At 65.4% G+C, this 20,135-nt stretch carries 22 protein-coding genes; 12 read left to right on the forward strand and 10 right to left on the reverse strand.

Going from position 1 to position 20,135, the window contains the following annotated elements:
• Window positions 1-19 precede the first annotated feature (19 nt).
• The 3 genes from JKF87_RS05240 to JKF87_RS05250 all read left to right on the forward strand — a co-directional run bounded on the left by JKF87_RS05240 (window position 20) and on the right by JKF87_RS05250 (window position 1,716).
• Window positions 20-847 carry a transporter gene (locus JKF87_RS05240; protein ID WP_201097972.1) on the forward strand — a complete coding sequence of 276 codons (828 nt, stop codon included), beginning with the start codon at window positions 20-22 and terminating at the stop codon, window positions 845-847.
• Between the two features lie 73 nt (window positions 848-920).
• Window positions 921-1,430 carry a GNAT family N-acetyltransferase gene (locus JKF87_RS05245; RefSeq protein ID WP_201097974.1) on the forward strand — a complete coding sequence of 170 codons (510 nt, stop codon included), beginning with the start codon at window positions 921-923 and terminating at the stop codon, window positions 1,428-1,430.
• A 7-nt stretch (window positions 1,431-1,437) separates the two neighbouring features.
• Window positions 1,438-1,716, forward strand: a complete 279-nt coding sequence (locus JKF87_RS05250) for a hypothetical protein (RefSeq protein WP_201097976.1) — start codon at window positions 1,438-1,440, stop codon at window positions 1,714-1,716.
• A 3-nt stretch (window positions 1,717-1,719) separates the two neighbouring features.
• Here the strand turns inward: JKF87_RS05250 and ahpF are convergent, their stop codons facing one another.
• The 5 genes from ahpF to JKF87_RS05275 form a co-directional block, all read right to left on the reverse strand.
• Window positions 1,720-3,306 carry an alkyl hydroperoxide reductase subunit F gene (ahpF, locus tag JKF87_RS05255; protein WP_201097978.1) on the reverse strand — a complete coding sequence of 529 codons (1,587 nt, stop codon included), beginning with the start codon at window positions 3,304-3,306 and terminating at the stop codon, window positions 1,720-1,722.
• 135 nt (window positions 3,307-3,441) lie between these two features.
• Window positions 3,442-4,005 carry an alkyl hydroperoxide reductase subunit C gene (gene ahpC / locus JKF87_RS05260; RefSeq protein ID WP_201097979.1) on the reverse strand — a complete coding sequence of 188 codons (564 nt, stop codon included), beginning with the start codon at window positions 4,003-4,005 and terminating at the stop codon, window positions 3,442-3,444.
• A gap of 105 nt (window positions 4,006-4,110) precedes the next feature.
• Window positions 4,111-5,313: an exo-beta-N-acetylmuramidase NamZ family protein gene (locus tag JKF87_RS05265; RefSeq protein ID WP_201097981.1), complete on the reverse strand. Its 1,203-nt coding sequence runs from the start codon at window positions 5,311-5,313 to the stop codon at window positions 4,111-4,113.
• On the reverse strand, window positions 5,310-5,873 hold the full coding sequence (locus JKF87_RS05270; RefSeq protein ID WP_201097983.1) for a DOMON-like domain-containing protein: 564 nt from the start codon (window positions 5,871-5,873) through the stop codon (window positions 5,310-5,312). The genes JKF87_RS05265 and JKF87_RS05270 overlap by 4 nt, the downstream gene beginning before the upstream one ends.
• 80 nt (window positions 5,874-5,953) lie before the next feature.
• On the reverse strand, window positions 5,954-6,247 hold the full coding sequence (locus JKF87_RS05275; protein ID WP_201097985.1) for a hypothetical protein: 294 nt from the start codon (window positions 6,245-6,247) through the stop codon (window positions 5,954-5,956).
• Between the two features lie 63 nt (window positions 6,248-6,310).
• Between JKF87_RS05275 and tyrS the strand changes: the two genes are divergently transcribed.
• From tyrS to JKF87_RS05295, 4 genes are all read left to right on the forward strand, one after another.
• Window positions 6,311-7,564 carry a tyrosine--tRNA ligase gene (tyrS, locus tag JKF87_RS05280; protein WP_201097987.1) on the forward strand — a complete coding sequence of 418 codons (1,254 nt, stop codon included), beginning with the start codon at window positions 6,311-6,313 and terminating at the stop codon, window positions 7,562-7,564.
• The gene (bcp, locus tag JKF87_RS05285; protein WP_201097989.1) at window positions 7,564-8,031 is read left to right on the forward strand and encodes a thioredoxin-dependent thiol peroxidase; all 468 of its coding nucleotides are present in this window, start codon (window positions 7,564-7,566) and stop codon (window positions 8,029-8,031) included. Before tyrS ends, bcp begins: the two co-directional genes overlap by 1 nt.
• A 168-nt stretch (window positions 8,032-8,199) precedes the next feature.
• The gene (locus tag JKF87_RS05290; RefSeq protein ID WP_201097991.1) at window positions 8,200-9,348 is read left to right on the forward strand and encodes a M23 family metallopeptidase; all 1,149 of its coding nucleotides are present in this window, start codon (window positions 8,200-8,202) and stop codon (window positions 9,346-9,348) included.
• Complete coding sequence (locus JKF87_RS05295; protein WP_236261118.1) at window positions 9,332-9,883, forward strand: bactofilin family protein; 552 nt, start codon at window positions 9,332-9,334, stop codon at window positions 9,881-9,883. The genes JKF87_RS05290 and JKF87_RS05295 overlap by 17 nt, the downstream gene beginning before the upstream one ends.
• 77 nt (window positions 9,884-9,960) lie before the next feature.
• On the opposite strand, the gene prfB is transcribed toward JKF87_RS05295, so the two are convergent.
• Window positions 9,961-11,083, reverse strand: a protein-coding gene (gene prfB, locus JKF87_RS05300; RefSeq protein WP_201097993.1) for a peptide chain release factor 2 whose coding sequence is annotated in 2 segments (ribosomal slippage) — window positions 9,961-11,013 and window positions 11,015-11,083 — 1,122 coding nt in all. Because the reading frame shifts where the segments join, the coding sequence is not laid out codon by codon here.
• Between the two features lie 106 nt (window positions 11,084-11,189).
• On the reverse strand, window positions 11,190-13,664 hold the full coding sequence (locus JKF87_RS05305) for a PBP1A family penicillin-binding protein (protein WP_201097995.1): 2,475 nt from the start codon (window positions 13,662-13,664) through the stop codon (window positions 11,190-11,192).
• Window positions 13,665-13,759: 95 nt separating this feature from the next.
• Here JKF87_RS05305 and JKF87_RS05310 point away from each other — a divergent pair, with 95 nt between their 5' ends.
• Genes JKF87_RS05310 through JKF87_RS05325 form a run of 4 tightly spaced genes read left to right on the forward strand, consistent with a single transcriptional unit; the run spans window position 13,760 to window position 17,049 of the window.
• A complete protein-coding gene (locus JKF87_RS05310; protein ID WP_201097997.1) occupies window positions 13,760-14,188 on the forward strand; it encodes an organic hydroperoxide resistance protein in 429 nt (142 codons plus the stop codon).
• A gap of 30 nt (window positions 14,189-14,218) precedes the next feature.
• On the forward strand, window positions 14,219-15,319 hold the full coding sequence (locus JKF87_RS05315; RefSeq protein ID WP_201097999.1) for an FAD-dependent oxidoreductase: 1,101 nt from the start codon (window positions 14,219-14,221) through the stop codon (window positions 15,317-15,319).
• A gap of 9 nt (window positions 15,320-15,328) precedes the next feature.
• On the forward strand, window positions 15,329-16,333 hold the full coding sequence (gene cobS, locus JKF87_RS05320; RefSeq protein WP_201098001.1) for a cobaltochelatase subunit CobS: 1,005 nt from the start codon (window positions 15,329-15,331) through the stop codon (window positions 16,331-16,333).
• Window positions 16,333-17,049, forward strand: coding sequence for a DUF4145 domain-containing protein (locus JKF87_RS05325; protein WP_201098003.1), 717 nt, complete (start codon window positions 16,333-16,335; stop codon window positions 17,047-17,049). Before cobS ends, JKF87_RS05325 begins: the two co-directional genes overlap by 1 nt.
• On the opposite strand, the gene JKF87_RS05330 is transcribed toward JKF87_RS05325, so the two are convergent.
• Both JKF87_RS05330 and JKF87_RS05335 read right to left on the reverse strand, forming a co-directional pair.
• The gene (locus tag JKF87_RS05330) at window positions 17,030-17,365 is read right to left on the reverse strand and encodes a HigA family addiction module antitoxin (protein WP_201098005.1); all 336 of its coding nucleotides are present in this window, start codon (window positions 17,363-17,365) and stop codon (window positions 17,030-17,032) included. The genes JKF87_RS05325 and JKF87_RS05330 overlap by 20 nt on opposite strands.
• Window positions 17,340-17,621, reverse strand: coding sequence for a type II toxin-antitoxin system RelE/ParE family toxin (locus tag JKF87_RS05335; RefSeq protein ID WP_201098007.1), 282 nt, complete (start codon window positions 17,619-17,621; stop codon window positions 17,340-17,342). The genes JKF87_RS05330 and JKF87_RS05335 overlap by 26 nt, the downstream gene beginning before the upstream one ends.
• A gap of 125 nt (window positions 17,622-17,746) precedes the next feature.
• Here JKF87_RS05335 and JKF87_RS05340 point away from each other — a divergent pair, with 125 nt between their 5' ends.
• Entirely contained in the window at window positions 17,747-19,543 is a 1,797-nt protein-coding gene (locus tag JKF87_RS05340; RefSeq protein ID WP_201098009.1) for a response regulator, read from the forward strand.
• Here JKF87_RS05340 and JKF87_RS05345 read toward each other — a convergent pair.
• On the reverse strand, window positions 19,521-20,105 hold the full coding sequence (locus tag JKF87_RS05345; RefSeq protein ID WP_236261119.1) for a DUF2239 family protein: 585 nt from the start codon (window positions 20,103-20,105) through the stop codon (window positions 19,521-19,523). The two genes, JKF87_RS05340 and JKF87_RS05345, sit on opposite strands and share 23 nt — an antisense overlap.
• Window positions 20,106-20,135: the final 30 nt, after the last annotated feature.

Genomic DNA, 20,135 nt, shown 5'->3' on the forward strand with positions numbered 1-20,135 from the left:
GACGTGATCACCCTGTGTGATGGCGACACACCTGCTTCTGGTTTCGATTCTGGCGGCGTCCGCGCTGAATCTGGCCAGTTCGCCTGCATCGGCTCAACAAGACGCCCCTTTGCGCGATTTCTGCGCCGATCGCCCCGGCAAGGGCACGCCGAGTTGCGTCCTCGATCAAGGTCGCTGGCAGGTCGAACTGGGCCTGTTCGACGGCGCGCTTCAAAGCGATGCGACGACCAAAACCGAAACCTGGGACGCAGGCGACCTGTTCATCCGCTATGGCCTGACCAGCCTGACCGAGCTGCAACTGGGCGTCACGACCTGGAATCGCGAGCGCACGACTGACCGGGCGACCGGCGCGCGTGATACGGCGGAAGGCATCGGCGACCTCAGCATCGGCCTGCGTCATTCACTGAAGAACCCTGACGGTTCCGGCCTGTCGGTCGCCCTCTCCGGCTTCGTCACCGCCCCGACCGGGGCCCGCGCCATCCGTGCAGACGGCTTCGAAGGCGGAGTCCTCCTGCCCGTCTCCATCCCTCTGAACGACGACTGGAGCCTCAGCCTGACGCCAGAGTTCGACTGGGTCTCCAACAGTGACGGTGACGGCCGCCACGCCGCCTATACGATGGTCGCGGGCGTCGGGCGCGGCTTCGGCCTATGGAACCTGGGCGCAGAGGTCTGGTTCAGCCATGACGACGATCCCATCGACGCCGTCACCCAGTCCACCTTCGACCTGACCGCCGTCTGGACGCCCCCGTCCCTGCCCGACGCCCAGATCGACTTCGGCCTCAACTTCGGCCTGAACAACGACAGCCCGGATGTGGAGTTCGGCGTCGGGGTCGCCCGGCGCTTCTGAGACGTTGCGGACAGACGCTTCCAAAGCGCATCATCATCGAATGCGCGCGCCAGACGAAATCCAAACGGAGCGGTTGCGTCTTCGTCCCATTGTTCGGTCTGACGCCGATGCGATTTTCCACACCTATGCGGGCAGTGCGCGGGCAACCCATTTCATGCCCTTCAAGACGCATCAGCACGTCGCGGACAGCCTCGCGTTCGCCGTGCGCTGTCAGGACTGCTGGCGATCCGGCGCCGCATTTCCGTGGGCCGTCATAGAGACGGCCTCAGGGCGGATGCTGGGCAATGTGGAGCTGAAGCTGTCGCCGCCTCAGGCCAGCATCGGCTATATCTTCGGCGACGCCTTCTGGGGCCAGGGTTTCGCCTCAGAGGCGGCGTCTGCTGTCGTCGCATGGACCATCGCCCAGCCCGACATCTATCGCGTCTGGGCGACATGCCATCCGGGCAACCTCGGGTCTGCTGCCGTTCTGCGCAAAGCCGGGCTGCATCTTGAGGCCACCCTGGCCAACTGGGAGGCGCGCCCTCAACTGGGCGAAGTCGCGGGCCCCAGCCATATGTATGCTCTCATCAAGCCGACGGCCTGAGCGCGCAATGACCGAAACCACACCCAACCGGCCATGGGCCAGGCTGCGGCGCAAGATCACGGTCTTTAACTATCTGCTGCTGACCCTGCCGATGTTCGTGATCGCGCTAATTCTGGCCGCCGTCACCCACTCCGACCTGCCCTACAACATCTGGGCCGTGCTGTGGGCGGCGCCGCTGTTGATCGTACTGACGCTGCGCTGGGTCTATTTCGTCGTCACCCTGGCCTGGGCCATCGGGGTCGAAATCTTTCGGACCGTGCGAAACCGTTTCGCACGGCCCGACTAGGCCTCAGGCCGCCTCGACAGCCTCGACGGCCGGTTCGGTGCGGATCATGTAGTCGAAGGCCGACAGCCCCGCCTTGGAGCCCTCGCCCATGGCGATGACGATCTGCTTGTAAGGGACAGTCGTCACGTCGCCCGCCGCGAAGACGCCCGGCTGGCTGGTTTCGCCGCGATGATCGACCTCGATCTCGCCGCGCGTGGTCAGGGCGACCGCGCCGTGCAGCCATTCCGTGTTCGGCACCAGGCCGATCTGGACGAAGACGCCTTCCAGGTCGACGTCATGCTGGGCGTCCGAGTTGCGGTCCTTGTAGGACAGGCCCGTCACCTTCTCGCCGTCGCCGTGCACTTCGGTCGTCAGGGCCGAGGTGACGATGCGCACGTTCGGCAGGGTCGCCAGCTTGCGCTGCAGCACCGCATCAGCCCGCAGTTCGCTGTCGTACTCGATCAGGGTCACATGGGCGACGATGCCCGCCAGGTCGATGGCCGCCTCGACGCCGGAGTTGCCGCCGCCGATCACCGCCACGCGCTTGCCCTTGAACAGCGGCCCGTCGCAGTGCGGGCAATAGGCCACGCCCTTGTTCTTGTACTGGTCCTCGCCCGGCACGTTCATCTGGCGCCAACGCGCGCCCGTCGACAGGATCACCGTGCGCGACTTCAGCGACGCGCCGTTCTCAAGCACCACCTCATGCAGGCCGCCCGGAACCTTGGACGGCACCAGCTTGGCCGCCTTCTGCAGGTTCATGATGTCCACCTCGTACTCGCGGACATGCTGTTCCAGATGAGCCGCCAGCTTCGGCCCTTCGGTATGGGGCACAGAGATGAAGTTCTCGATCGCCATGGTGTCCAGCACCTGGCCACCGAAACGCTCGGCGGCGATGCCGGTGCGGATGCCCTTGCGCGCGGTGTAGATGGCCGCGGCGGCGCCAGCGGGTCCGCCGCCGATGATCAGAACGTCGAAGGGGTCCTTAGCCTTGATCTTCTCGGCCGCGCGCTTCTCAGCGCCGCTGTCGATCTTGGCGACGATCTGCTCCAGCTCCATCCGCCCCTGACCGAACAACTCTCCGTTCAGGAAGACGGTCGGCACGGCCATGACCTTGCGCGCGTCCACCTCGTCCTTGAACAGGCCGCCTTCGATGGCGACGTGCTTGATGCGCGGGTTCAGCACGCTCATCAGGTTCAGCGCCTGCACCACGTCAGGGCAGTTCTGGCAGGACAGCGAGAAATAGGTCTCGAAGACATAGTCGCCTTCCAGGTCCTTGACCTGCTGGATCACATCCTGCGCGGCCTTGGACGGGTGGCCGCCGACATGCAGCAGGGCCAGCACCAGAGAGGTGAACTCGTGGCCCAGCGGTATGCCCGCGAACCGCACGCCGATGTCCGTGCCCTTGCGGCGGATCAGGAAGCTGGGCTGGCGCCCGTCGTCATAGTCGCGGCCCATCTCGACCTTGCCATGCGAGACCGAGACGATGTCTTCCAGCAGGGCCTTCAGTTCCTGCGACTTCGGCCCGGCGCCTAGCGAGGCGACCAGTTCGACCGTGTGGACGATGTTCTTGAGGTAGCCCTCGAGCTGAGTTTTCAGATTGGCGTCCAGCATGGCGGGCTCCTCGAAATCGGTTGGGAAGGATGCGACGCCTGCAAGCCGTCACGGCGAGGCGGTCGCGGGATCATGCGGCCCCGATCACGGGCCGGTTGGGTCCGGCGCGAGGCCGGACCCAGATAGGCTTAGTGCTTAGATCTTGCCGACGAGGTCGAGCGACGGCGCCAGAGTGGCTTCGCCTTCTTCCCACTTGGCCGGGCAGACTTCGCCGGGGTGAGCGGCGACGTACTGAGCAGCCTTGACCTTGCGCAGCAGTTCGGCGGCGTTACGGCCCACGCCTTCCGACGTGATCTCCATGAACTGGATCACGCCTTCCGGATCGACCAGGAAGGTCGCGCGGTCGGCCAGGCCGACGCCCGGACGCATGACGTCGAAGTTGTTGGTGATCGTGCCCGACTGGTCGCCGACCATGTAGTAGTTGATCTTGCCGATGGCGGGCGAGGTGTCGTGCCAGGCCTTGTGGCTGAAGTGGGTGTCGGTCGAGACCGAGAAGACTTCCACGCCCAGGCCCTGCAGGGTCGAATAGGAGTCAGCCAGGTCTTCCAGCTCGGTCGGGCAGACGAAGGTGAAGTCGGCCGGATAGAAGAAGAAGATGGCCCATTTGCCCTTTACGTCGGCGTCGGTGATGTCGACGAACTTGCCTTCCTTGTAAGCGGTCGCCGCGAAGGGTTTGATCGTCGTGTTGATGAGGGCCATGTGAAATCCATCGGCTGGGTGGTTAGGAGACTCGCTACCTACCGCACCGCACCAAATAAGCCCAATCACTTATTTTCTAATGATCAATAGATTTTACTTATAGCCCTAGTACAGCAGGAACGGCCTGCGCGTCTCTTTCCACGCCGCCTCATCCGGCAGTGCTGCGGCATCCAGATCGGCAGGCGTCGCCGTCGCTGAGTCCACCCATTCCCGCAGGCCGGGGCCGCCGTTGATGACGTCGATGGGCAGCTTGCCGAACGCATATTCGTAGGGGAAGTCCCGCCACAGATCATAGTCGGGATAGAGCCGCCGGATCGCCTTGAAGCCCAGCGACTGCACCCGCCACGGCTTGAACGCGGCATGGTCATAGGACGGCTGATCGACGTGAATCTGCACCCCGCTGCACAGCTTGCCGACGTGCTTATGGAAGGTCGGCTCGAACCACATGTCCCGTAAGGTACAGCCCTCCAGCCATTCAGGCGCTAGCGACTGCATCTCTGCGATCACCGCCCGCGCGTCGATGTCCGGCGCCCCGAACAATTCCAGCGGCCGCGTCGTGCCGCGCCCTTCCGACAGGGTCGCCCCCTCCAGCATCACTGTCCCGGCATAGGCCCGCGCCATCGACAGGTTCGGCGCATTGGGGCTGGGGTTGACCCACGACCGTTCGCCCAGCGGCCAGCCGAAACCCGGCCCCTGCACCGGCGCCCAGCCCTGCATCGCGATCACGCGATAGTCGACGTCCAGTTTGAAGTGATCGACGAACCACAGGCCCAGTTCGCCCATGGTCATGCCGTGTCGCATCGGCATGGGCCCCGCACCGACAAAGCTTTCGTATCCGGGCAGCAGCGTCAGCCCCTCGACCGGCCGTCCGGCCGGATTGGGCCGATCCAGAACCCACACCGTCTTGCCGTGCTTCTCGGCCGCCTCCAGCACGTAAAGCAGGGTCGTGATGAAGGTGTAGATGCGACAGCCCAGGTCCTGCAGGTCGATCAGGATGACGTCGAACGTCTCCATCCACTCGTCGCGGGGCTTGCGCACCTCGCCATACAGGCTGAACACAGGAATGTTGTGGACCGGATCGCGATAATCCGGGCTCTCCATCATATTGTCCTGCAGGTCGCCCTTCATGCCGTGCTGAGGTCCAAAGGCGGCGCTCAGCCTGATCTCGGGACAGGCGGCCAGGGCGTCGATGGCGTGGGTCAGGTCCTTTGTCACAGACGCCGGATGCGCCAGCAGCGCCACGCGCCGCCCCTTCAGCTCAGCCCGCAGGGCGTCATCGGACAGCAGGCGGTCGAGACCGAAATTCATGCCGATGCTCCGGCTTCTGGCAGGGTCAGGACAAACGACGCGCGATTGTGGAAATCCGGCTCAAGCGACGGATGCGTCAGCGCCCACCAGGCGACGTTCCCGTCCAGGTCCTCGACCACCACCGACAAAGAAATCAGCCACGCTGCATCGCCGGGCAGATGGGGCAGTTGGTCCATGTCCAGATCGGCGCTCAGCACGAACCCCCAGTCCTCGACCTCGGTCGAAATCACCGGCCTCGCCACTTCGACATCGGCCATCTCGTTGCGATAGCCGTTGAAGCGATAGGCCGCCCAGCGCGTCGAGGGCGCCAGATTATATTCGTAATACCGCTCGCCCGTTTCGGCCCGCACAAAGACTTCGCAGCAGGTCCGTCTCCACAGCTCGTCCGTGCGGATCGGCTCATCGTCTCGCGGCACAAACAAGCGCGCGATATCGCCCTCCAGCAGATACCGCAGATGCAGATGCTTGGGATCTGTGCGGTTCAGTTCGACTGTGATCTTGCGGATCACGTTCGCCTGGGATGCGGCGTGCGGCGTCAAGGTGGCGGCGGCTGTGCTCATGCCGCCTGACTGCCACGCGGCCCGCCCCCTATCCAGCCCCGATGTGCGCCGACTGCGACATCATGACCGGGGCAAGAACCTCAGCTGACGCCGAAGGCGAACAGGGCCACGAACAGAATCACGATCACCAGCATGGCCAGCGGCGGGGCCAGAAGGATGATCCAGCCCAGCCTGGCCCGCCCGCGTTTGGCCGCCATCAGGGCCACGACGCCCTGCAGCAGGACCGCCGCGGCCGCCGGCATGAACACCTGTCCGAACCCGGGGTGAGGCGGCAAAAACCCAGCCGCCGCCAGCCCGCCGAAGATCACCACCGCGACCACCGCCCAGCCGATCAACAGGCGCAGGGCTGCGGGATTTCTGATTTGGCCGGCCATCTTCATTCGCTCCGCTCGTCGAGCGTGCTACACGACCGCTCCCTCTCCTACATGTAATCGACCATGACCGAGCCTGCCTTCAAGTCCGAATTCCTCCGCACCCTCCAGGCGCGCGGGTATATCCATCAAGTGACCCACCCCGTCGAACTCGACGAAGCGGCGGCGAACGGCGTGGTGGCGGGCTATATCGGCTTTGATGCGACGGCGCCGTCGTTGCACGTCGGCAGCCTGATCCAGATCATGATGCTGCGTCGGCTTCAGCAGGCGGGCGGCAAGCCGATCGTCCTGATGGGCGGCGGCACGACCAAGGTCGGCGACCCGACCGGCAAGGACGCCTCGCGTCCGCAACTGACCGAAGAAACGATCCAGTCGAACATCGACACGATCAAGACCGTCTTCTCCAAGTTCCTGACCTTCGGCGACGGCCCGACCGATGCGGTCATGGTCAACAACGACGACTGGCTGTCGGGCTACGGCTATGTCCAGTTCCTGCGCGACTTCGGCACGCACTTCACCGTCAACCGGATGCTGAGCTTCGACTCGGTCAAGCTGCGCCTTGAGCGTGAGCAGCCGATGACCTTCCTCGAGTTCAACTACATGCTGATGCAGTCGGTCGACTTCCTTGAGCTGAACCGCAGCCTGAAGGTCACCCTGCAGATGGGCGGATCGGACCAGTGGGGCAACATCACCTCCGGCGTCGATCTGGTGCGACGCGTGGACCAGAAGGCCGCCTTCGGCCTGACTACACCGCTGCTGACCACCGCCTCGGGCGGCAAGATGGGCAAGACGGCGCAGGGTGCGATCTGGCTGAACGCCGAACAGCTCAGCCCCTATGACTACTGGCAGTTCTGGCGCAACGCAGAGGACGCCGACGTCGGTCGCTTCATGCGCCTGTTCACTGATCTGACGCTGGAAGAGATCGCCGTCTTCGAAGCGCTGGAAGGCGCCCAGATCAACGACGCCAAAAAGGCCCTGGCCGACGCCGCCACCACCCTGCTGCACGGCGCAGAGGCCGCCGCCACCGCGCGCGCGGCCGCTGAAACCGCCTTCGAACAGGGCAAGCTGTCCGCCGACCTGCCGACCGTTGAACTGCCTGCGTCCGAAGTCTTCGGCGCCATGATCGCCGCGGTCGTCACCAAGGCCGGCCTGACCGCCTCCAACGGCGAGGCCCGGCGTCTGGCCCAAGGCGGCGGCCTTCGCCTGAACGACGTCGCCATCGCCGACGGCGCCCAGCTTCTGACCGAAGCCGATGTCACGGACGGGCTCATCAAACTGGCGGCGGGCAAGAAGAAGATCGTTCTGGTGAAGCCCGTCTGATGGCTGCAACCGAAGGACAGTCCGCCCCTGCCCTGGACCTGCCCGCCGACAACGGTGGGCAGGTTTCGCTTGCTGCCCTCAAAGGCAAGCCTGCCGTGGTCTATTTCTACCCCAAGGACGACACGACCGGCTGCACGCGCGAGGCCTTGGACTTCACCGCCCTGGCCGCTGATTTCGCCGCCCTGGGCGTGTCCGTCATTGGCGTGTCCAAGGACACGGTGAAGAAGCACGACAGGTTCAAAGCCAAGCACGACCTGAACCTGATCCTGGCCTCTGACGAGGACGGCGCGGCCTGCGAGGCCTGGGGCGTGTGGGTGCAGAAGAAGTTGTACGGCCGCGAATACATGGGCATCGAGCGCGCCAGCTTCCTGATCGACGCCGAGGGCAAGGTCGCCCGCGTCTGGCGCAATGTGAAGGTCGCAGGCCACGCCCAGGCCGTTTTAGACGCCGCCCGCACCCTGGCCTGACATCTGCGTCGGAACAGGTCAGGCGACAGTTTCTCTGGCTGTCGATCAGAAGAATTACGCCCCGGAACGGCCCGCCGACGCCGGTTTCCGCCTGTGCGGCGCGCAAACCATATTGCAGCTGTCACGTTTGCCTGAATAACTGCGCCTCTCAACGTGGGGGCGTTGCACATGCAAGAGACGGAACAGCCGCAGCAGGGGTCGTTTGTCGAGCGACGGCTGCCTATTCGCTATCTCTATCTGCGCACCCATGACGACATCCGCGCCTGGGCGCTGACCACTCGGCGCCAGATTCTCATCGGCGTTGCGGCTCTAGCGGGCCTGATCTGGTTGGCGATCGCTTCCGGCGGCTTCATCTTCAATCTGATCAGCGCTCAGCGCGCCGACGCCCAGGTGATGCAGGCGCGTGCGGCGTCAGAGCGGCTGAACGCCGACCTTCAGGCCCGTCTGGAAAGCGCTGTGGCGCGAATGTCCGCCTCCAGCGGCGGCATGGAGCAGTCGCTGGACCTGATAGAGCGGCGTCACGCGGCCCTGACCCTGGTGATGCAGAACCTCAACGGCGTCGAAGGCGCGGCTGAGGCGCTGGCCCCGGCGCCGCCCTCGACCAGCGCCAATCCGATCCAACGCCTCATCGCCGTCCGCATGGATCAGGAACGGTTGCTGGACCGCGCCGAAACCTTCGCCCAGACGCGCGGCGAGCGCCTGCGCCTGGCCTTTCGCCTGGCCGGCCTGAACCCCGCCGCCTATACGCCCGACGCCAATCAGGCTCTGGGCGGCCCCCTGATCGAGGCGCGCGATCCCCGCGCCCTGGCCGCCATTCTGGATGTGGACGAACCGTTCGCCGTGCGAATCCGTTACGCCGCCCGGTCCCTGCACAACCTGCGCAACCTGACCCAGGCCGCAGACACGCTGCCCTTCAACCGCCCCACGGGCTCGCGCACCACATCCGGCTTCGGCGTGCGCATCGACCCATTCGACGGCCGCCCCGCCATCCACGAGGGCCAGGATTTCGCCGACGGGCTGAACACGCCGGTCTATTCGACCGCGCCGGGCGTCGTATCCTTCGCCGGTGTGCGCTCAGGCTATGGCAATACGGTCGAGATCGACCACGGCAACGGCGTCAAGACCCGCTACGCCCATCTGAACACCCTGGGCGTCGAAACCGGCCAGCCCGTCGCCCTGGCCCAGCGGCTGGGCGCCATGGGCACCACCGGGCGCTCAACAGGCGTCCATCTTCACTACGAAGTCTGGCTTAACGGCCGTCCCCAGAATCCCGCACGCTTCCTCAGAGCAGGAGATCAACTTGTTCAACAAGACTAGCAAACCCGCCAGCGACCGCGCCTTTCGTCCCGGCCCGACGGTGATCCCGCCCCTGCCCGACATGCCGCCGCCGCCCAGCGCAGAGGTCGCCGAGGCGTCGCCGCGCAGCCTGTCCACCCTGTCCGCCGACCTGGTCTTCGAAGGCCAGATCACCGGCGGCGGCGATCTCCAGATCGACGGTCAGGTCAAGGGCGATGTGCGCGTCGCCCATCTGATCGTCGGTGAGACCGGCCAGGTCGAGGGAAGCATCGCCGCCGACGCCATCGAGGTGCGGGGTCGTGTTCTGGGCGGCGTCAAGGGCAAGCAGGTCAAGCTGGTGTCCACCGCCCATCTGGAAGGCGACATCACGGCGGAACAGCTGTCGATCGACGTCGGCGCCTACTTTCAAGGCCGTGTCACCCAGGCTCAGCGACCGGCTACAGTCGCTGCCCCAACCCCAGCGCCCGCGTCTGGCCCCCCATCTGGCCCCGTGGTTACGCCCGTCCTGACTACGCCCGCCGCCCAGAACACGCCAGCGCCCGTTCCCGCTGAATAGGCCGCCATCCGGCGCGCGAATTGAAAGAGGCGGCCCGTTTCCGAGCCGCCTCTTTTTTCGTTCAGCCTGTACGTCGATCAATCGACGCTGGAGCCGCGCGTCTCGCCAACACGCGCCGCCAGGGCCGCCCCCATGAACTGGTCCAGATCGCCGTCCAGAACCCCTTGGGTGTCCGAGGTTTCGACCTCGGTGCGCAGGTCCTTCACCATCTGGTACGGCTGCAGGACATAGGATCGGATCTGGTGGCCCCAGCCGATGTCGGTCTTGGCGTCGGCCAGAGCCTGGGCCGCCGCTTCACGCTTCTGCAGCTCCAGTTCGTACAGGCGCGCCCGCAGCATCTTCCAGGCCATTTCCCGGTTCTGGTGCTGCGACCGGCCCGCCTGGCAGGCCACGACCGTATTGGTCGGGGTGTGGGTCAGGCGCACCGCCGAGTCCGTCTTGTTGATGTGCTGACCGCCTGCGCCCGAGGCGCGATATGTGTCGGTGCGCACGTCCGACGGATTGATGTCGATCTCGATCGTGTCGTCCACGACCGGCGACACCCCGATGGAGGCGAAGCTGGTGTGCCGCTTGGCCGCCGCATCATAGGGGCTGATGCGGACCAGACGGTGCACGCCCGATTCCGACTTCAGCCAGCCATAGGCGTTGGGCCCTTCGATCAGGATGGTGGCCGACTTCACGCCCGCCTGTTCACCCTCTTCGTGGGCCTCGATGGTGACCTCATAACCGTGCGCCTTGGCCCAGCGCGAATACATCCGCAGCAGCATTCCGGCCCAGTCGTTGGACTCGGTGCCGCCTGCGCCGGAGTTCACTTCCAGATAGGCGTCGTTGGAATCAGCCTCGCCGGACAGCAGGGCTTCCAGTTCGGCGCGGGCCGCGCGCTCCTTGATGCCGCGCAGGGATTCGCGGGCGTCCTCCAGCGCGCTTTCGTCACCTTCCTCGTCCGCCATTTCGGCCAGCATGACCCCGTCTTCAAGGTCCTGCTCCATCGCCTTGACGGTGTTGATCTTGCCTTCCAGCTGCGAGCGTTCGCGGCTGACGGCCTGGGCCTCGTCCGGTTTGTCCCACAGCGTCGGGTCTTCGACCCGCGCGTTCAGCTCATCGAGCTTCCTTAGAGCGACATCCCAGTCAAAGACGCCTCCTGAGCAGAGCGACGCTCTGCTCGATGTCGGCCTTCATGGCCTCGACATCCGGTCTCATCGCAATCTCCAGCGACAGAAAAAGCCCTGAGGTCTGTGCGACAGGGCGACAAAGAACGAAAACGGCGCGCCCGAAGACGCGCCGTTCGAAATCCCTACCTAAGGCCTCAATACAATCCGCTCAAGTCCTCGGCCGGTTCGCGGCGTTGAGGAATGGGCGGCGGGGCGGCCTGGGTCGGCGGCGGGGCCGAGGCACCCGCGTTGGTGCGCGCCTCCTGTTCGCGCCGGATGACGTCGTTGTAATTCTGCGGACCGACCGGCGCGGTCGGCGCCTCGACCGCCGGGGCCTGACGCTCTGTGCCAGGACGGAAGGCTTCCTCAATGCCGTTCACCACGCGGAAGATCGCATTCTTGGGCCGCACGAACGGACGCGCCGGACGCTCTTTCAGCGCCGTCTGCATGAACTGGGTGAACACCGGCACAGCCGCCGAGGCGCCCGCTTCCCCGGACCCCAGCGAACGGTTGTCGTCAAAGCCGATGAAGACACCGACCACGATGTCGGTCGTGAAGCCGACGAACCAGGCAGAGCGATACTCGTTGGTGGTGCCCGTCTTGCCCGCGACCCAGCGGCCCAGGCCGCGCGCGCTGGCGGCGGTGCCGCGCTGGACCACGCCTTCCAGCATCGAACTCATCTGATAGGCGGTGATGGGGTCGATGACCTGGGTTCCACGCGGTTGCAGGCGCGGCGATTCCTGGCCCGAGAAGCCGCGGCCGCATTCGCGGCAGGTGCGGTCGTCGGCGCGGAAGATCGTCTCGCCGTGACGGTCCTGAACGTAGTCGATCAGATAGGGGTTCACCCGGCGCCCGCCGTTGGCGAAGGCGGCGTAGGCCGTGGTGATCTCCAGCGGCGTCACCTCGCCCGCGCCCAGCGACACCGACAGGTTCGGCGTCAGGCCGGGAATGCCCATCTTGTCCGACAGGGCCACGATCTTATTCATGCCGACCGTCGAGGCCAGACGCACGGTCATGACGTTGCGCGACAGCTCCAGCCCGCGCCGCAGGGTCTGCGGGCCATAATACTGGCGGCTGTAGTTTTCAGGCGTCCAGCGCTGGCCGTTCGGACCGCCCGCAAAGCTGATCGGCGCATCCAGCACGATCGACGCCGGGCTGAAGTCACCCTCCAGCGCGGTCGCGTAGACGAAGGGCTTGAACGCCGAACCCGGCTGGCGCTTGGCCTGGGTCGCGCGGTTGAAGCTGGACAGCGCATAGGAATAGCCGCCGACCATCGCCAGCACCCGGCCCGACTGGGGCTCGACCGCCACCAGGGCGCCGTTGACGCGCGGCACCTGTTTCAGGGCGAACTGGCTGCCCTTCTTCTCGACGAAGATCAATTCGCCGCGACGAAGCTGGCGATTGGCGTTGGCCCAGGCGGCGTCGCCGGGGATCAGATTACCCGTCTCATTACCCTTGGCCGTGATAATGCGCACGCTGTTGCCGCTGACGCTCTCGATGGCGGCGGCTTCCCAGGTGCGGCGTTCGGGCGGCGCCTGCTCCTTCAGCGCGGCGGCCTGCCAGCCGTCGGCGAAGTCGGTAGTGCCCCATCCCCCGCGCCAGCCGTGGCGGCGGTCATAGTTCTCCAGCCCCTGCATCAGGGCCTCGCGCGCCGCCGTCTGCAGCGTCGGGTCCAGCGTCGTGCGCATATAGAAGCCGCCCGCGCGCAGTTGCTCGCCGAACTTGGGATTGGCGGCGGCCTGACGACGGGCCTCTTCAACAAAGAAGTCGGCGTCCTGATATTCGGCCCGCTTGGGCGCATCCTGGGTCGTCAGGGGCCGAGCGCGCGCCTCGGCGACCTGCGCCGGGGTCAGCCAGCCGCTCTGGCCCATTTCGCCCAGCACCCAGTTGCGACGGCCCAAGGCCGCTTCGGGGTGACGCTTGGGATGATAGTTGTTCGGCCCCTTGGGCAGCGACGCCAGGAAGGCCGCCTCGTCCGGCGTCAGCTGGTTCAGCGACTTGCCGAAATAGTTATAGGCCGCCGAGGCGATGCCGTACGACCGATAGCCCAGGAAGATTTCGTTCAGATACAGCTCAAGGATCCGCTCCTTGGACAGGCTGGCCTCCAGGCGGCTGGCCAGGATGGCTTCCTTCAGCTTGCGGTTAAGGCTGGATTCGTTGGTCAGCAGGACGTTCTTGGCCACCTGCTGGGTGATGGTCGATCCGCCCTCAAGCCGCCGACCGGACGCCAGGTTGAAGACGTTCTTGATCGAGGCCCGGCCGATGCCGCCCACGTCGATGCCGCCATGCTGGAAGAAGTTGCTGTCTTCCGCCGCCAGGAAGGCGTGAACCACCGTCGCCGGGATCTGGTCGTAGGAGACGAAAATCCGCCGCTCGTCTGAAAACTCGCCGATCAGGGTGCCGTCGCCGGCATAGACCCGCGTGGCGGTCGGCGGCGTATAGTCCGCCAGCTCCGACGCATCCGGCAGGTCGTGGAACAGCCACGCCGCATAGACGGCGACAACCAGCCCCGCCAGGGCGATGCCGCCCAACAAGACCATGCCCGCCCATACGAACCAGCGTTCCGCAATCTTCACTTCGTACTCCGACGACGCGTCTCGAAAGCCTGCTTTAGCCCGCGTCGGGGCCATTCCGCTAGAGCCCGCGCCGCGCCTTGTTTGCAACGCCCCTTCCGCTGGGTCGTTAGACGCCCATCTCAGTCATTCCCATTGATAGGAGCCAGACCATGGAAGTTCTGTACCGCGCCCACGCCACTGCATCCGGCGGCGGCCGCGAAGACGGCCGTTCGGCGACCGACGACGGCAAGATCGACGTAAAACTGTCCACCCCCAAGGAAATGGGCGGCAAGGGCGGCGACGGGACCAACCCGGAACAGCTTTTCGCCACCGGCTACGCGGCCTGCTACCTGGGCGCCCTGCGTCTGGTCAGCGGCAAGGCGGGTACGCCCGTCGGCCCTGACACCAAGGTCACCGCAGGCGTCGGCTTCGGCAAGAACACCCGGGGCGAAGGCTTCAACCTGGATGTCGAACTGGAGATCTCGGATCACGGTCTGGAGCAGGCGGTCATCGACGACCTGATCCAGAAGGCGCACCAGGTCTGCCCCTACTCCAACGCCACGCGCGGCAATGTCGATGTGAAGCTGACGGCGGTCTGACACGCCCCTCAGGAAGAGCGGAGGCCCGCCATGCCGCCAGTGCTGATCATAGGGGCCGGTCCCGTGGGACTGGCCGCCGCCCTCTTCCTGACCCGTCGCGGCGTCTCCGTGCGCATTCTGGACGCAGACGCCGCGCCGCACGCCACCTCCCGCGCGCTCGCCGTCAGCCCGCGCACCCTTGAACTTCTGACAGACAGCGGCGTCGCCGCCGCCATGGTCGCCGAGGGCAACAGGGTCGATGGCATCCGCCTGTTCTACGACGGCCGACCGCTTGCGACCGTCACGCCGGACTGGAGCCGGATGGGGTCGGCCTATCCCATGACCATCCTGCCCCAGGCCCGGTCGGAGGCGCACCTGATCGCGGCTCTGTCTGCTCTGGGTGTCGCCGTCGAACGCGGGCGCGTCCTGACCGACCTCCGCCGGACCGACGACGCCGTCACCGCCGTCTTGGCGGATGGAGAGGCGCTGACCGCCCCGCTGTTGTTCGCCGCCGACGGCGCCCATTCCGTCACCCGCCACGCCCTGAACATCAGCTTCCCCGGCGACAGCGCGTCCCAGGCCTGGCATCTGATGGATGCAGAGATCGAGGGGCCGCCCACGGATCAGGTCTGGGTCAATTTCGGCGTCGGCCGCGCCTTCATCTGCCTGCCCTATGCGGGCAAGACCGTGCGGCTGTTCACCTTCGGCCAGCCGCTGATCGACAGCATCCCCAGGCATTGGCGGTTGGGTGAAATCCGCTGGCGCAGCGATTTCACGGTGTCGCACCGCATCGCAGATCGGCTGTCCGTCGGTCGGATCGCTCTGGGCGGAGACGCCGCCCATATTCATTCCCCCATCGGCGGACGCGGCATGAACCTGGGCATAGAGGACGCCTGGGTCTTCTCAGCCTGCGCGGCGGACTTCCTGAATGGCGAAACCAGCCGCATCGACGACTATGACCGCCTGCGCCGTCCCGCCGACGCCGCCGTCGTAAAGACCATCCGCGCCATCACCCGGTTCGTCACGGACGACGGTTTCCTCGCCAATACGGCCAAGCGAACCCTGCCGCCCATCGCCACGCGTTTCCCCGGTTTGATCAACCGTGCGCTTCGTGTCGGCATGGGCCTCGACCACCCGATCCCACTGCGCTAATCGGGGGCCATGACCTCGCCGCTCGACGCCTCCCCCGATCCGCTGCTGACGCTTGAACCCCACCGCCGCGTGACGCTTCGCGAAGCGTTCGGCGTGGACAGCGACATGACCGTGCCGTGCTTCAACGAGCGCGACAGCCATGTGCCCGAGATCGACGAGGCCTATCGCTTCGATCCCCAGACGACCATCGCCATCGCCGCAGGCTTCGCCTTTGACCGCCGCGTCATGGTCCAGGGCTATCACGGCACCGGCAAGTCGACCCATATCGAACAGGTCGCCGCCCGCCTGAACTGGCCGCTGGTGCGCGTGAACCTGGACAGCCACGTCAGCCGCATCGACCTGATCGGCAAGGACGCCATCGTCCTGAAGGACGGCAAGCAGATCACCGAGTTCCGCGAGGGCATCCTGCCCTGGTCGCTGCAACGCCCCGTCGCCCTGGTCTTCGATGAATATGATGCGGGCCGCCCGGACGTCATGTTCGTGATCCAGCGCGTGCTGGAGGCGCAGGGTCGCCTGACCCTGCTGGACCAGAACCGCGTCATCCGCCCCAACAAGCATTTCCGCCTCTTCGCCACGACCAACACCATCGGTCTGGGCGACACCACGGGCCTGTATCACGGCGCGCAACAGATCAATCAGGCCCAGCTGGACCGCTGGAACATCGTCACGACGCTGAACTACCTCGACCACGACGTCGAGGCCGAGATCGTCGCCGCAAAGGTGCCCGAGTGGTCGGACGCCGAGGGCAAGCGCCGCATCGCCGCCATGGTCCGCGTCGCCGACATGACCCGCAACGCCTTCATGAACGGCGACATCTCCACCGTCATGTCGCCGCGCACGGTCATCACTTGGGCCCAGAACGCCATCATCTTCGGCGGCGACGTGGCCCTGTCCTTCCGCCTGACCTTCCTGAACAAGTGCGACGAACTGGAACGCCCCACCATCGCGGAGTTCTACCAGCGCGCCTTCGGCGAAGACCTGCCCGAAGCGGCGACGCGGGTGAAGGTGGGGTGATGGCCAACATCCCAATTCGTCTACGGTGCCCAAACTGCAGCCATATAGAACGTATGGATGTCACAGCACCTTTGGCGATGTGGTCAATGCCAAATAACTTTACCTTACGAGTCGAGACCTCCACTACATCCGCTTCAATAGCTGCAGCCGCCGCCGTTTGCCCCAATTGCAAAATTTCATTTGGACTTAAAATACAATCCAAGTCAGCCGGAACTATAGATAGAATATTAAAGTCAACTTCATCGGCCGAAGTAGACAGATCGCTTTACGACACTTCGGTAACGACATTCCCCAAAAATAAGTCTGACATTACCCACGACAAAAACCTCCCTTCAAAAATCCGGAATGCTTTTGTTTTCATACAAGAAGACGCGATAAATAAACGAAACCCTGCGGGTATTATGAGCGGCGCCCGCGCTTGCCTAGATGTTGCACTAAAGAACCTAGGTGAATCAGATGGAGGGCGACGAACTCGCATCAACAAACTCCTGTCGCGCGGCATTATTACAACTTCGATCGCGGCATGGGCTCAAAGCCTATGGGAAGAAGGTTCTGATGCTGTTCACGATTTAGATGCCGAAATTGATCGAGCGATTGAGCATGTCGAGTTCTTAAAGCTGTTTTTTGAAGTGGCCTTCGGCCTACCCGCAAGAATTGCTCTCGCGTCTCACGAAGGCGAAGTTGATCCAACAGAAATTACGCTGCCCTCGGCGTAATCATCTCCAGCGCATCGCCCATCTTCCGGCGCTGCTCCATCAGGTCATAGCTGTTCTGCAGCCGCAGAAAATACCCTTCGCTCAGCCCCCAATAGCGCGTCAGGCGCAGGTCGGTGTCCGCCGTGACGGCGCGCTTGCCCAGAACGATCTCGTTGATCCGGCGCGGCGGCACGCCGATGGATTTGGCCAGAGCGGTCTGGCTCATGCCCAACGGCTTGAGGAAATCCTCCAACAGCACATCGCCGGGCGTCGGGTTTTTCAGCCAATCGTCCGAACGGCCGTCCTGACGGTCAATGGTCGTCGCAGATTTCAACATCGTCGCAACCTCCTGAACTCCAGCGGAAACAAATCCGCCATTGTTGATTGATCCGTATCGAGTGCTGCCCCTTGCGATCGCCCGACAGCGCCTCAAGCCGGTTGCCGGGCGGAAGACGCAGGTCGTCGACAACCTCGGCGGCGTCCAGCGCACGCAGCTTTCGCAACGCCGCGTCCTGAATATCAGCAGGCAGCCGCCGCGACCGCTGGCCGGTCCAGACCTTTTCCGTCTCGCGATCACGGAAACTGCGGATCATAGAGGGCGAATATAACGCATAACGTTACGCAGGACAACCTGTCACCTCACCTTCAACATCACACCGCGATTGATCGCTCTTTAAGGACTCCCGCCCTACGACACTGTTCGAGTGGGGCCTGGTTCATGATTGACAGCACTGAGTACGTTCGCGCCTACGCGGAGCGGTACAGAGACTTGTTTCCAGTGCGGCTGGCGTCGGTCGCTGCAGTCATCTTTCTGACCGTATGGCTCAGCGGCTGGGTCTGGGGCATCGGCTTCTTCGCCGTGCAAGGGCCGCTCTATGTCATGCTGTGGCGTGTGACCCGGCGCAGTCTGGCGCAGCCGGATGCGCCGGGCGGCGGTCTCAGGCTCAAGCGCTGGACCGAGGCGATCACCCTGGCGCTGGCGGTGCACAACAGCCTGTTCGTGCTGGCCGCTTGGCGTTTGCTGCCAGACCTTCATATCCACCTGATCCTGCTGATCTCGGGCGTGCTGATGGTCGGCGCCCTGCAGGCCCACGCCAGCCGCCTCAGCTTCGCCGCCGCCGTGGTTCCCCCCATGGCCGCCATCTTCTGGATCACCTTCATCGAACCCGGCGTCAGCGCCACCCTGCAGATGCCGGTCCTGATGCTGACGCTCGGCGTCGTCAGCGCCGCCTGGCGCCAGTGGCGCACCGACCGCGAGACCGTCCGGCTGATGCTGGAGATGTCCGAACAGTCGCAGCAGCTTCAGGCCGCCCTGTCCCAGTCCGAGATCGACCGCGCCGCCGCCGAGCGCGCCAATCAGGCCAAGTCCCGTTTTCTGGCCATGATCAGCCACGAGGTCCGCACGCCCCTGAACGTCGTCCTGGGTCTGGCCGAGGTTCTGAAACGCCGCCGCCTGCCCTCGGCGGAGGCGGGCATGATCGACGACATGGCGGATGCGGGCGGCATGCTGCTACGGCTGCTGAATGGCGCGCTGGACATCTCAAAGATCGAATCCGGCCAGTCCGAGGTCCAGATGGCGCCCGCCGATCTGGCCCAGACCCTGACGGCCATCGTCCGCGTCTGGGGCGCCCGCGTCGAGGAGTTGAACCTGTCGCTGGAGCTGGAGCTGCTGGGCCGCCCCGAGGACTTCGTCGTCCAAACGGACGTGGCCAAGGTCGAACAGGTGATCATCAACTTCCTGTCCAACGCGCTGAAGCTGACGCCGAACGGCGTGATCCGCATCGTCGCACAGGCCCAGCCCGCATCGGACGGCGCCGTCGCCCTGAGCTTCGAGGTTCACGATCAGGGTCCGGGCGTGCCGCAAGACCAGCGCGAGCGCATCTTCCAGCCGTTCGAGCAGCTTGACGCCGGGCGCGCCGTCGGCGGCGCAGGTCTGGGGCTGGCCATCTGCCGCGCCAGCGTCCTGGCCCTGGGCGGCGATCTGGGCGTCCGCGCCGCCCAGCCGCACGGCGCCGTCTTCTGGTTCGGCTTCACGGCGGAGCGCGCGACGGTCCACGCCGTCCCCCTGCCTGTCGAGATCGACCTGCCCCCGGCGCCGCACCGGTCCGCAAACCTGCCTGCGGACGACCGCCCGTCCATCCTGATCGCCGAGGACCACCCCGCCAACCGCAAGCTGCTGGCCCTGCTGCTGGAGCCGTTCGACATCAACCTGGCCTTTGTCGAGAACGGCAAGGAGGCGCTGGACGCCCTGTCCGAAGCCTCATTCGACCTGGTGCTGATGGATGCGATGATGCCCGTCATGGACGGCATCACGGCCCTGACCGCCATCCGCGCGACCGAGGCCGCCGCTGGTCGCCCCCGCGCCCTGGTCCATATGCTGACGGCCAATGTGTTCGAGGACGACGTCGCCCGCTACATGCAGGCGGGGGCCGACGGGGTTCTGCGCAAGCCCATAGAGATCGACGACCTCCACCGCGTGGTGCAGCAGAGCTTCAGACAGCCTCTGGCGGCCTGACCGCCCAGCTGGGCTCCGCCAAGCCCCGCGCTGTCTCGCGCACGCCCTGGGGCCAGTCGACTGTCGCGGCCTCAAACCCGGTGCGGTCGCCTGCGAACAACATCCGCACAGCCTCTTCATAGTTGGCCAGGTCGCCCGCCAGCGCGGTCATGAACCGATAGGCCGCCTCTTGCGCGCGGCGCGCCCGATCCGGCCCCTCGGCCTCGCGCATCGCCGCCTCGACCATCTTGCGTAGGGCCGACGAGGCGCCGCCCGGCTGACCGGCCAGCCAGTCCCAGTGACGCGGCAGCAGGGTCACCTCCCTCGCCGTCACCCCCAGCCGGGGCCGCCCCGGCCCCTTCTTGGGCTCAGGCGCCGCGCCAGGCAGCCGCGCCAACGCCGTCTCCAGATCGCCGCGCAGATCGAACTCGACGGCATGACCGCTCGCCAGGTCGAAGACCAGCACGTCCTCGCCTGCGTCCGTCGCCGCCTTGACTGCAGCCAGCACCTCCTGCGGCCGGCCTTCGGCGATCAGGCGCTGGCCGGCAAAGGCCGCGCACTGCATGTCGAAAGTGGGGATCATGTTCGGCTCCTCGTTCGAGGCTCCGAATTG

Source organism: Brevundimonas nasdae (assembly GCF_016654005.1).
GTDB lineage: Bacteria > Pseudomonadota > Alphaproteobacteria > Caulobacterales > Caulobacteraceae > Brevundimonas > Brevundimonas nasdae.